Source organism: Pseudomonas kitaguniensis, assembly GCF_049199985.1.
In the GTDB taxonomy this organism is placed as follows: domain Bacteria; phylum Pseudomonadota; class Gammaproteobacteria; order Pseudomonadales; family Pseudomonadaceae; genus Aquipseudomonas; species Aquipseudomonas kitaguniensis.
The window spans coordinates 16,807-29,610 of sequence record NZ_JBLZPT010000012.1 but is presented as its reverse complement, the minus strand read 5'-3'; the positions used below and the strand labels follow the sequence as shown (position 1 = coordinate 29,610).

At 57.5% G+C, this 12,804-nt stretch carries 8 protein-coding genes; 4 read left to right on the top strand and 4 right to left on the bottom strand.

Features of this window, described 5'->3' with window-relative positions:
* Positions 1–87: 87 nt before the first annotated feature.
* From ACOZK9_RS16090 to ACOZK9_RS16075, 4 genes are all read right to left on the bottom strand, one after another.
* Positions 88–1,338: an OprD family porin gene (locus ACOZK9_RS16090; protein ID WP_421556192.1), complete on the bottom strand. Its 1,251-nt coding sequence runs from the start codon at positions 1,336–1,338 to the stop codon at positions 88–90.
* A 211-nt stretch (positions 1,339–1,549) separates the two neighbouring features.
* Positions 1,550–3,007 carry an AdeC/AdeK/OprM family multidrug efflux complex outer membrane factor gene (gene adeC, locus ACOZK9_RS16085; protein ID WP_058413588.1) on the bottom strand — a complete coding sequence of 486 codons (1,458 nt, stop codon included), beginning with the start codon at positions 3,005–3,007 and terminating at the stop codon, positions 1,550–1,552.
* The gene (locus tag ACOZK9_RS16080; RefSeq protein WP_058413587.1) at positions 3,004–6,165 is read right to left on the bottom strand and encodes an efflux RND transporter permease subunit; all 3,162 of its coding nucleotides are present in this window, start codon (positions 6,163–6,165) and stop codon (positions 3,004–3,006) included. The genes adeC and ACOZK9_RS16080 overlap by 4 nt, the downstream gene beginning before the upstream one ends.
* A 3-nt stretch (positions 6,166–6,168) precedes the next feature.
* Positions 6,169–7,320, bottom strand: coding sequence for an efflux RND transporter periplasmic adaptor subunit (locus tag ACOZK9_RS16075; protein ID WP_058413586.1), 1,152 nt, complete (start codon positions 7,318–7,320; stop codon positions 6,169–6,171).
* A gap of 265 nt (positions 7,321–7,585) precedes the next feature.
* Here ACOZK9_RS16075 and ACOZK9_RS16070 point away from each other — a divergent pair, with 265 nt between their 5' ends.
* From ACOZK9_RS16070 to ACOZK9_RS16055, 4 genes are all read left to right on the top strand, one after another.
* Positions 7,586–8,218, top strand: a complete 633-nt coding sequence (locus ACOZK9_RS16070; protein WP_421556191.1) for a TetR family transcriptional regulator — start codon at positions 7,586–7,588, stop codon at positions 8,216–8,218.
* Positions 8,219–8,559: 341 nt separating this feature from the next.
* On the top strand, positions 8,560–10,767 hold the full coding sequence (locus ACOZK9_RS16065) for a type VI secretion system Vgr family protein (RefSeq protein ID WP_421556190.1): 2,208 nt from the start codon (positions 8,560–8,562) through the stop codon (positions 10,765–10,767).
* Positions 10,764–11,762 (top strand): DUF2515 family protein, encoded by a 999-nt coding sequence (locus ACOZK9_RS16060; RefSeq protein WP_421556189.1) that lies wholly within the window; start codon positions 10,764–10,766, stop codon positions 11,760–11,762. Before ACOZK9_RS16065 ends, ACOZK9_RS16060 begins: the two co-directional genes overlap by 4 nt.
* Positions 11,759–12,640, top strand: coding sequence for a hypothetical protein (locus tag ACOZK9_RS16055; RefSeq protein ID WP_152747664.1), 882 nt, complete (start codon positions 11,759–11,761; stop codon positions 12,638–12,640). Before ACOZK9_RS16060 ends, ACOZK9_RS16055 begins: the two co-directional genes overlap by 4 nt.
* Positions 12,641–12,804: the final 164 nt, after the last annotated feature.

Sequence of the window (12,804 nt, the reverse complement as noted above, 5' to 3'; positions counted from 1 at the left end):
ATGCGGGCACCTTGGCCCATCAGGCACACCGGGTTGATGCCATCGCGAGCAAGCCCGCTGCCACAAAAGCGCTGTTGATCTGGCCGTTTACAGCAGGCTGACGGGGTAGCTGACGATCAAGCGGTTTTCATCGAATTCATTGTTGCTGTAGTCGCGGCGCATGCTCGAATTGCGCAAGCGCACGGTTAAATTCTTCAGCGCGCCGCTCTGCACCGTGTAGCCCAATTCACTCTCGCGGCCCCATTCCTTGCCGTCGGTGACGGTGCCCGTGTGCACGTTGCTGCCGCTGATATAGCGGTTCATCAGCGTCAGGCCGGGGACGCCGAGGGCGGCGAAGTTGTAGTCGTGGCGCACTTGCCAGGATTTTTCCTCGGCGTTGTCGTAGCTGGAATTGTAACTGTCGTTGGCCAAGGTGCCGCCGCTGGTGCCGTTAACGCGCATCCACGCGCTGTTGCCGGTGAGCTTTTGCAGGCCGACATAGAAGGTGTTGCCGCCGTACTTGGCGGAAAACAGGCCGGACCAGGTCTTGTTGTCCAGGCTGCCGGCGCGGGCGCTGCCGTCGTCCGTGCCGTAAAAGAACCCGAGGTTGGCGCCCAAGGTCCAGTCGCCCACGGGCTGGCTGTGGATCAGGTTGACGAACTGCTGGCGGTAGATGTCCTTGAGCTGGGCATTCCACAAGCCGATTTGGGTGCGCTTGTCGTTGAACGCGTATTCGCCACCCTGGAAGTTAAAGCGGTCGGAGGTAAACGCGGGTTTACCGAACATCGACAGCTCGTTCATGCTGCTGTCGTCGCGTGGGCTGTTGGCGCGAAACTGACCGCCATAAAGGGTCAGGCCGGCAATTTCCCTGGAGGTGATTTGCCCGCCGCGCAGGGTTTGCGGCAAGGAGCGGCCATCGTCCGAACGCAGAATGGGCAGCACCGGCATCCATTCGCCGACCTTGACGTCGGTCTTGGACATACGCGCCTTGAACGCCACGCCCAAGCGCCCGAATTCATCGGCAGGGCGACCGTCGTGGTCCAGCGGCAGTAACTGTGTACCGCCCGTGCCGCGCCCGCCATCGAGCTTCAACGAATACAGGCCCAGCACATCCACACCGAACCCTAGCGTGCCCTGAGTGAAACCGGACTTGGCATCCAGGATGAAACTTTGCGTCCACTCCTGCGCGCCGCCCTGGGCCTTGGTCGGGTTGGTGTAATTGCGGTTGAAGAAGAAATTGCGCAGGTTGAGAGTGGCGCTGGCGTCTTCAAGAAAGCCGTGTTCTTCGGCAATGACGGGCAAGGCAAAACTGGCGACGGCGGTGGCCAGCAACAGTTGGCGCGGGTGCAAGGTGTTCATGGCGTTGAACCTATTGTTATTGGGGTTATGCAGGTGCGGGCCATGGTGCGCGGCGCTGCAGGCGCGATGAAAGTGGGGCAGGGCGGGTTGTGGGCGATGATCGAACGAATTTGTGCTGCGCTCGGCCCAACAGCTTCAGGTGTTCCGGTAATCAGCGCGCATAAAAAAACCGCTTCCGGTGAGGGAAGCGGTTTGTTTTACAGCGCTACGATCAGAACAACTTCAGCGGCGGAGCCTGTTCTTTCAACGGCTCGTGCTGCGTGGTCTGCTCGTTCCAGCCACCGCCGAGGGCCTTGTACAGGTTGACCTCTGCGGTCAACTGCGCCAGACGGTCGGTGATCAGCGATTGCTGGGCACTGAACAGTTGGCGCTGGGCGTCGAGGAACGTCAGGTTGCTGTCGACACCAATGCGGTAGCGGCGCTCGGCCAGGCGGTAGTAATCCTGGTTGGCTGCGACGAAGCCGCGCTGGGCGTCCAACTGCTGCTTGTAGGTTTCACGCGCGGCGAGGCCGTCGGAAACTTCCTGGAAGCCGGTCTGGATCGCCTTCTCGTAGTTCGCCACGTTGATCTCTTTCTGGATCTTCGAGTAGTCCAGGCTTGCGCGCAGGCTACCGGCATTGAAGATCGGGATGTTGATCTGCGGAGCAAACGACCAGGTACCCGAACCGCCTTTGAACAGGCCGCCCAAGTTTGGGCTGGCAGTACCGGCGCTGGCAGTCAGGCTGATGCTCGGGAAGAACGCTGCACGCGCAGCGCCGATATTGGCGTTGGCGGCTTTGAGGTTGTACTCGGCCTGCACAATGTCGGGACGACGTTGCAGCAGGTCCGAAGGCAACCCGGCAGGGACTTCGCTGAGCAGGTCATCGGCCAGCGGCTTGCTGGCGATATTCGCCGGCAGGCCGGTACCCAGCAGCAGCGTCAGGCTGTTTTCGTCCTGCGCCACCTGGCGCGTATAACGCGCCAGTGCCACGCGGGCGTTTTCTACCGAGGTACGCGCCTGGCTGAGGTCGAGGGCCGAGGCCACGCCGACTTCGTTGCTGCGCGAGGTCAGTTTGAAGCTCTGCTCGTAGGCGCCCAAGGTGTCTTGGGTCAGCTTGAGCAGTTCCTTGTCGGCCTGCCAGGTCAGGTAGGCGTTGGCCACACTGGCCACCAGGCTGATCTGGGTGCTGCGACGCGCTTCTTCAGTGGCGAAGTACTTTTGCAGCGCTTCTTCACTCAGGCTGCGCACGCGGCCGAACAGGTCCAGCTCGTACGAGCTGATCCCCAAACCGGCCGAATATTGGCTACCGATAGTTGCTTCGCCGGTCTGCGACAGCCTGGCCGGGGTGCGCGAACGGGTGCCGCTGCCGGTGGCCGAGACTGCCGGGAACAGGTCGGCGCGCTGGATCTGGTACTGCGCCGCGTAAGCGTCGATGTTCAAGGCCGCAACACGCAGGTCACGGTTGTTCACCAGTGCGGTCTGGATCAGCTGTTGCAGGGCAGGGTCATGGAAAAACTGCTTCCAGCCCTGTTCGGCAGCGGCCTGGCCCGGCGCCTGGGCCGACGAATACGCCGGCCCCTGCGGGAACTGGGCAGCCACCGGCGCCTCGGGGCGCTGATAGTCAGGTATCAGCGAGCAGCCACTGAGCACGAAGGCGGTGACGGCTAGGGAAAGTAGCGACTTGCTCATTGGCCAGCCTCTTTAGGAGTTTCAGTAGTCACCGTCTTTTTACGCGCGCCAATCGACGACACGGTTGCGAAGAACAGTGGCACCCAGAAGATCGCCAGGACGGTGGCGGTGATCATACCGCCAATCACGCCAGTACCGATTGCGTGTTGGCTGCCTGAGCCGGCACCCGACGAGATCGCCAGTGGCAATACGCCGAGGATGAACGCCATGGAGGTCATGATGATCGGCCGCAAACGCATGCGGGACGCCTCGATGGCCGCCTCGACGACGCCTTTGCCTTGCTCATGCAGCTCCTTGGCGAACTCGACAATCAGAATGGCGTTTTTCGCCGCCAGGCCCACCGTCACCAACAAGCCCACCTGGAAGAACACGTCGTTGGACAGGCCACGCATGCTGGTAGCGATCAACGCACCGACAACCCCAAGTGGCACCACCAACACGACAGCGATCGGGATCGACCAGCTTTCGTACAGCGCTGCCAGGCAGAGGAACACCACCAACAGCGACAAGGCGTACAGCGCAGGCGCCTGAGAACCGGACAAACGTTCTTCGTACGACAGGCCCGTCCAGGCGTAACCGACACCCGCCGGCAATTGTTTGGCGAGACGTTCGACTTCGGCCATGGCGTCACCGGTACTGTAGCCCGGCGCCGGCGTACCGAGGATTTCCATCGCCGCTACACCGTTATACCGCGAGAGCTTGGGCGAGCCGAAGATCCACTTGCCGGAGGCGATGGCCGACAACGGCACCATCTTCCCGGAGTCGCTGCGCACGTACCATTTGTTCAGGTCTTCGGGCGACATGCGGCTGGCGGCTTCACCCTGTACGTAAACCTTCTTCACCCGACCACGGTCGATGAAGTCGTTGACGTAGCTGCCACCCAGGGCAATCGCCAGGGTCTGGTTGATGTTCGACAGCGTAATGCCCTGCGCACTGGCCTTTTCGTCATCGACGGTGAGCTCGTACTGCGGCTCATCGTTCACCCCGTTAGGGCGCACGCCGGCGAGGATTTTGCTCTGCGAGGCCATGCCGAGGAACTGGTTACGTGCTTCCATCAGCTTGTCATGGCCGACACCGCCCTGGTCTTGCAGGAACACGTCGAAACCGGTGGCGTTACCCAACTCCAGTACCGACGGCGGCACGATGGCAAACACCATGGCGTCCTTGAACGTCTGCATGAAGTAGCCTTGCGCACGCTTGGCAATCTCAAATACCGACGTCGAGGCGTCACGTTCATCCCACGACTTGAGCATCACGAATGCCAGGCCGGAACTCTGGCCACGGCCGGCGAAGTTAAAGCCGTTCACGGTAAACACCGATTTCACGCCCTTGCCTTCACCTGGCTCGCCTTCCTTGTCATTGAGCAGGTAGATACGCATGTCGTCGATGACTTTTTGCGTACGCTCAGCCGTCGAACCCACCGGCGTCTGCACCTGGGCAAAAATCACGCCCTGGTCTTCATCGGGCAGGAACGCCGCCGGGATCCGCATGAACAGCCAGATCATGCCGGCGAAGATCAGCAGGTACACCAAAAACGCCGGGATCTTGTGCTTGATCATGTTGCCCACGCCGCGCTCGTAGCTGAGTACGCCACGGTCGAAGGTGCGGTTGAACCAGCCGAAGAAACCACGCTTGGGTTGGCCGTGTTTTTCAGGGTCGATCGGCTTGAGCATGGTGGCGCACAAGGCCGGGGTGAAGATCAGCGCAACCAGTACCGACAGCGCCATGGCCGAAACGATGGTGATGGAGAACTGTTTGTAGATCACACCGGTGGAACCACCGAAGAATGCCATCGGCAGCAGTACCGCCGACAGTACCAGGGCAATACCCACCAGGGCGCCCTGAATCTGGCCCATGGATTTGACCGTCGCCTCTTTCGGCGACAGGTGTTCCTCAGCCATTACCCGTTCGACGTTTTCCACCACCACGATGGCATCGTCCACCAGCAAGCCGATGGCCAAAATCATGCCGAACATGGTCAGGGTGTTAATGGTGAAACCGAACGCGGCCAGAATCCCGAATGTACCCAGCAATACCACCGGAACGGTCATGGTGGTGATGATGGTGGCACGGAAGTTCTGCAGGAACAGGAACATCACCAGGAACACCAGCACGATCGCTTCGATCAGGGTGTGCACTACACCAGAGATCGATTCGGTGACCACCGGCGTGGTGTCATACGGCACTACTGCCTTCATGCCTGGCGGAAAGAACGGTTCCAGCGATTTCACGGTTTCGCGAATGGCTTTGGCGGTGTCCAGGGCGTTGGCACCGGAGGCCAGCTTGATCGCCATACCGGAAGCCGGGTTGCCGTTGAACTGCGCGCTGATGCTGTAGGTCTGGCCGCCCAGTTCAATACGCGCGACGTCTTTGAGGCGAACCTGCGAGCCGTCGGTATTGACCTTCATCAGGATGTTGCCGAACTGTTCGGCTGTTTGCAGGCGGGTCTTGCCGATGATGGTGGCGTTCAACTGCGTGCCGGGCAGGGCAGGCAAACCGCCCAATTGGCCGGTCGCTACCTGCACGTTCTGCGCGGAGATCGCCGAGCTCACATCAACGGGCGTCAGTTGGTAATTGTTCAGCTTGGCCGGGTCGAGCCAGATACGCATGGCGTACTGCGAACCGAAGACCTGGAAGTCACCTACACCCGCTGTCCGCGAGATCGGGTCCTGAATGTTCGACACGATGTAGTTGGACAGGTCGTCCTTGGTCATGCTGCCGTCTTCCGACACCAGACCAATCACCATCAGGAAGTTCTTCACCGACTTGGTCACGCGGATGCCCTGCTGCTGCACTTCTTGCGGCAGCAGCGGGGTCGCCAGGTTCAGCTTGTTCTGCACCTGAACCTGGGCGATGTCCGGGTTGGTACCCTGGTTGAACGTCACGGTGATGGTCATGCTGCCGTCGGAGTTACTGTCCGAGGAAACATAACGCAGGTTATCGATACCGTTGAGCTGTTGCTCGATCACCTGCACCACAGTGTCCTGCACGGTTTGTGCGGACGCGCCTGGGTAGGTCACCTGGATGTCGATGGCGGTTGGCGCAATGGCCGGGTATTGGTTGATCGGCAGCTTCAGGATCGAGAGTGCCCCGACCAGCATGATCACCAGGGCAATTACCCAGGCGAAAATGGGACGGTCGATAAAAAATTTCGACATGGGTTACTCCCCTTTGCCAGGAGCGGCAGCGGCAGCAGGAGCAGCGGTATCGGCAGGCTTGGCGTTCGCAGCATCCTTGACTGTGACCTGGGCGCCAGGCTTGACGTACTGCAAGCCTTCGGTGATCACACGGTCACCGGCGTTCAAGCCTTTTTCCACCAGCCAGTAGGCGCCGTAAGTACGGTTGGCCACCAGTTCACGCTGTTCTACCTTGTTGTCGGCGTTGACGATCAGCGCCGTGGGTGTGCCCTTGAGGTCGCGGGTCACGCCTTGTTGCGGCGCCAGGATCGCCTTGCTGTTCACACCGGCTTGCAACTGGGCGTGCACGAACATGCCCGGCAGCAGGGTGTGGTCAGGGTTGGGGAACACGGCGCGCAGGGTCACGGAGCCAGTGGTCTGGTCGACCGACACTTCAGAGAACTCCAGCTTGCCGTCCTGGCCGTAGTCCGTGCCGTCTTCCAGGGTCAGTTTGACCTTGGCTGCGTTGGCGCCGGCTTTCTCCAGTTGGCCGCTTGCCAGGTCACGGCGCAGTTTGAGCATTTCAGCCGAGGACTGCGTGACGTCGACGTAGATCGGGTCCAGTTGCTGGATCACCGCCATGGAATCGGTCTGGCCGTTGCTGACCAGCGCGCCTTCGGTGACCGACGAACGGCCAATACGCCCGGAAATCGGCGCGTACACCTTGGTGTAACGCACGTTGATTTGAGCAGTTTGAACGTTGGCTTCGGCGGTCATGCGGTTAGCGACGGCGGTGTCGTATTCCTGACGGCTCACGGCTTGCTCATCGACCAACTGCTTGTAGCGGTCGGTAATCGATTTGGTCTGGGTCAGCGTCGCTTGTGAGCTTTTCAGGGTCGCTTCATACACCGACGGGTCGATCTGATAAAGCTGCTGGCCTTCCTTCACATCGGCGCCTTCTTTGAACAGGCGCTTGAGAATGATGCCGTTGACCTGCGGCCGGACTTCCGCGATGCGGTAGGCGGTGGTGCGCCCCGGCAGCTCGGAGGTCAGGGTGAAGGCTTGCGGTTGAATGGTGACCACGCCGACCTGAGGGGTTTGGGCGGGCGGAGCCGCTTCTTCCTTTTTACATCCGCTGAGCAGCGATGCCAGGGCGACGGCAGTGACCAGAGCGGTAACAGCTGGCTTAAGTTGCATGAAGATCCTCGGGTCAGGCGCGCAGAGTGCGCACAAGAAGTGTGGAAGGGTAAAAAACAAGCCGTGAGTGGATAAGTAGCTTGCTACGCAATATACTTACGTTCATGGTTGTTTGTAAACTCTTGACAGGTTTTGCGCAATGTAGACAAAGCAATGCCCAAAGCCTCGATTTTAGTAAGTTCGGCGCCCATGACGGTGTCGTCCCACAATTATTCAGATGATGGTCCAGCACCATCCACAGTGTCCTGATTGAGGTTTTACTGCCATGGTTCGTCGTACCAAAGAGGAAGCTCAGGAAACGCGCAGCCAGATTCTCGACGCCGCCGAGCAGGCTTTTTATGACCGCGGGGTCGCGCGGACCACGCTGGCGGACATCGCCGCGTTGGCCGGTGTGACGCGCGGCGCTATTTATTGGCATTTCAGCAATAAGTCCGATTTGTTGCAGGCACTGCTCGACACGCTGCACGAACCCCTGGATGAATTGGCCCGGGCGAGTGAGAGCGAGGATGAAGTCGACCCGCTTGGCTGCATGCGTAAGCTGCTGATTCATTTGTTTCATCAAGTTGCTCTGGACCCGAAAACCCGGCGCATCAACGAGATTTTGTTTCATAAGTGCGAGTTCACCGATGAAATGTGTGACATGCGTCGCCAGCGCCAAACTCACAGCCTGGAATGCAACCTGCGTATCGGTCTGACATTGCGTAACGCGGTCCATCGCGGGCAACTTCCAGAAAATCTCGACCCAGCCCGTGCTGCGGTGTGCATGCACGCCTATATCAACGGGCTGATTGGCCAATGGCTGCTGGTACCCGAGAGTTTTCAACTGCATCAGGAGGCTGAACGCTGGGTGGACGCAGGGCTGGACATGCTGCGCCTGAGCCTTGGGCTGCGCAATTGAGACAAAATGCGTAATTGCGTCTATTTGTGTCAGCAGTAAAGACTAGACACAGTCGATGTTCCGTTCACCTGATGGATGGGGTGACTTTATACGGGCTGGCGGGCGGTTGATAGGTAGTCGCCTAAGTATTTTGTAGCAGTTTTGTTGCAGCGGTGTGAAGGAATGTTACTCAGGGCGTCTCTATCTAAAATAATGACGGAGACGAACCGCCAGATGTGCGCTGTGTGGGAAGCCTCCCAACTGAAAGTAGGCCAGGTCTGGTTGCCGTCTACTTTCGTTGAGATGAGCAGTTTAATGCTTCATTATCGGACCCTGCTTACTCAAAGGAAGGGATCCGACGCATGCTGGACGCAAACGCCACCCACATTGTTCTTAGCCTTGAGGGTGTTTCGGACGACCTGCAAGTCCTCGGGTTTGTAGGGCGCGAAGCCCTCAACCAGCCGTTCTGTTTCGACATCGAACTGGTCAGCTCGCGCCCCGACCTGAAACTTGAAGAGCTGCTGCACACGCCCGGCCACCTGACCTTCGGCGCAACCGGGGCAGGCATCATCCACGGCCTGGTCTACCGTATCGAGCAGGGCGATTCGGGTAAAACCCTGACCCGCTACAGCATCAGCCTGGTACCGCAACTCGCCTACTTGCAGCACAGCCAAGACCAGCGAATTTTCCAGCAACTGTCGGTGCCGAAGATCATCGCCCAGGTGTTGGAAGCGCACGGCATTTTGGCCGACGCTTACCGTTTCCAACTGGGCGCCACCTACCCGGACCGCGACTACTGCGTGCAGTACGAAGAATCCGACCTGCATTTCATCCAGCGCCTGTGTGAAGAGGAAGGTATTCACTTTCATTTCCAGCACAGCGCCAGCGGCCACCAACTGGTGTTCGGTGATGACCAAACGGTGTTCCGCAAACTGGCGCCGGTGAATTACCAGCAAGACTCCGGCATGGCCGCTGAAACGCCCGTGGTCAAACGCTTCAGCCTGCGCCTGGAAACCCGTACCAGCCAGGTCAGCCGCCTGGACTACAACTTTGAAAAACCGCGCCAATTGCCTCAAGGCTCGGCCCGCACCGACGCCTCGCCCGAACTTGAAGACTACGATTACCCCGGCCGTTTCACCGACGGCGCACGCGGCAAGCAGTTAGCGACGCGCGCACTGCAGCGCCATCGCAGCGACTACATCCTGGTTGAAGGCAAAGCTGATGAACCGACCTTGATGAGTGGTCACTTCCTCAGCCTTGCTGAGCACCCGCGCACTGAATGGAACGACCTCTGGCTGCTGTTGGAGGTTTTGCACGAGGGCAAGCAACCACAAGTGCTGGGCGAAAACATCACCAGCGACGTTACTGATAACAAGGATGACTTTCACCAGGGCTACCGCAACAGCTTCCTCGCCACACCGTGGGACGCGCACTATCGCCCGGCGCTGGCGCATAAAAAACCGCTGGGCATGCCCAGCCAGACCGCTGTTGTCACCGGGCCAGCCGGCGAAGGAATCCACTGCGACCCCTACGGCCGCGTCAAAGTTCAATTTCACTGGGACCGCGAAGGCCAGGCCGATGCCCACACCAGTTGCTGGCTACGCGTTGCCACCGGCTGGGCCGGCAACGCCTACGGCGGCATCGCCATTCCACGCATCGGCATGGAGGTGCTGGTCACCTTCCTTGAAGGCGACCCCGACCAACCGCTGATTACCGGCTGCCTCTACCACAAAGAAAACCGCGTGCCCTACGACCTGCCGGCCCATAAAACCCGCAGCACCTTCAAAACCCTCAGCTCGCCGGGTGGCAAGGGCTACAACGAACTGCGTATCGAAGATAAAAAAGGCGCCGAGCAAATCTACCTGCACGCCCAGCGCGATTGGGATGAAAACATCGAACACGACCAAAAAATCCGCGTGGGCAATGAGCGCCACGACACGGTCGAGGCCAACGTGTTCAGCGAATTCAAGGTCGAGGAACACCGCATCACGTCCCTGGATCGCAAGACCGAAGTGCGCGCAGATGACCACCTCACCGTCGGCGCAACCCGGCATATAAAAGCAGGCACCGCGCTGTTTGTGGACGCAGGAACGGAAATTCACTACCACGCCGGCGAAAAAGTCATCCTCGATGCAGGCATGGAGCTGACGGCCAAGGCGGGTGGGAGTTTTATCAAAGTCGACGCGGGTGGGGTGACCGTCAGTGGTGCCCAAGTGCTGGTTAATTCAGGCGGTGGCGCGGGTACTGGCTCAGGCCTGAATATTCTCGGCCCGTTGATCCCCGTGATCGTCGACCAGGCGCGCGCAGGCGGGTTGCTCAAATCCCGAGTCAGCGAGCATTACAACGAACAACTGAAATTCGTCACCCGCAGTGGCAAACCCATCAAGTCCGTCAAGACGGCACTTATCCTGCCCTCCGAAACCGCACCGCAACTCGTCAAAAGCGACGCCAGCGGCCTGACCAAGCGAGTCAAAACCGACGCCGAAGAACCGGTCAAGGCCCACCTGCTATGGGATGGATTGATCGTGCCAGCCGGTGCAGATGACTACGAGGCAAGTAGAAAAAAATGAGCGCTCAACCGATTACTACGTTCAACACCAACACCCAGGAAGGCTCGGTGCACGAAGTCGTCCTGGGCTGCGACAAACTCTGGGCCATGGGCCAGGAAGAAGCCATCCGCCGTTTGAGTGACCGGCGCTCTCCCACGTCCAACAATTACGAGTTGGTCGCCGACTTCAGCGCGCGTGCCGCGCGGATTGCGGCGGCCTATGCGAGTTTTTATCTGGAGCAGGGCGAGGACGGGAAGCCGGAGCTGAAGGGACGATTTTACTGGATGGGGCTGGCGGCGTTTGCGAGTAAGCAGGTGAGGTGCGGGTTGGATTTTATTCCGAATGATCCTTATTTGTTTATGACGCCGCTGATGGCCCAGCCGGCGTTGCGTATTGGGAAGAATTTTTTAGGGGAAGGTAACTTCTGGCTATTTCAAGATATTTTTGTATGGCACTGGTTTTATCGTAAGTACCCGGATCAATTTGAAGAGTGCGCACCGGAACGTGATGTGGGGAGTTTTGAGGGGCAGATCAAGGCAAGTGTTGAAAGTTTGCCTTGGGCGGATGACGCGCTTCCGATATTGAAGGGTTTGCGCGTTACGAAATTTATTACACAAGCTTTTATTGAAATTCAAAAAGTAGAAACGCTACCTTCTGGACCCCAACAATTAAAAATGAGATTTTTATCTCTAATTTCTATAGCTGATCACGAGCAAAGATTGATTTTGCAACCCCTGATTTACGACCATCCACGCTTTCAGGAGACGTTAGAAATGCAGGCATCATTTGAGTGGGCACCCTTTGTCCCTGTCAGGGTTGCGGCTTTTAGTGCTGCTTGCGATGTCGAACAACCGGAGCTTAAAGTTCGAATGACCGAGGGGGAATTATATGATGAAAGTGATCGTATGGTTTTTATTTCAGATATTGCAGCGCAGTATGATTTTTTAATGCAGACTAAAACTGATTACATGGAAGGCGAGATGCGCGCCATCTCTAAGTGGGCGAATGCGCGATGAAGTCGCTCTGGTTTATAATCGTCTTAATTTTTTTAAGCGGATGTAACGACGGTGAGTCAAAAGTGATAGTTAATAATTTGGATGTGGAGCTGGCTATTCATGCGCCGGTCAAAGAAGCTATAGCTAATAGTGCAGTAAAATTTTCTAAAGAGTGCATGGGAAACCTAGGTTTATGTTGGTATAAAATTAGAAGGTCAGCAAACGAAAAGAATCTTCCCAGTGTCACTATACAGAGCGCAGGCAGTAAGCTGGCTTTTAAGCATGCAACCGGTGTGACAGTAGTAGTAGACGATGAGGTTGGGGAGTATATTGAAAATATTGGTGTTACTTTGCGAGCGTTGCCTGACAATAGTACGCATGAGCAAAATAGAGATTTTATAATTAATCTTATCAAAGATATTAATGCGGCAGGCTGGCAGCGTTTCTATCTTCCTGAAGAACCGCGAATTTCTGGCTCGCAGGCTGCGAAGATAGACGCTCCTGGTGAAGTATTGGGCCACCCGGTATTAAATCATCCATGGTTAGATCCCGACTATAAGATTGATATCGACCATTGGTTAAAGTCGGGCCCTATGTATAATTGGTATTTTCACCATAACGATGAGTACCTTAACTTAATGGTCTGGCGCCGGGACTCCAAAGATGACCCGGATAAAACGGGAACCTATCTTATTACTTTGGAGTTCAAATCAGAAAGAGAGTTCTGGGTTGCCGGCATCTCCGACAAGCAGGACAGGGCTAACTGGAAAGCCTTATTGCCAAAACGAATTGATGAGTATCACGCATTACGTTTGGCACTCGAAAAACAAGCCCGTGAGGCAGGTATTGAGATTGATGAAACGTATCAAGATCCACCGATTAACGCTTTGCGCAAATAAGTTTCGTGAGTGGGTGAGCGAAACGGGGGGTCAGGTTATTCGCTGGACCGATGAACAGCTAAGAGCCGCATGAAAACAAGTCCAGCATTACACAGATATAACGCTAGATATGCTTAGGGAAATCGACTGGGTGCAAGTTTTGATTGAGTTGGGGATAGCCGCTG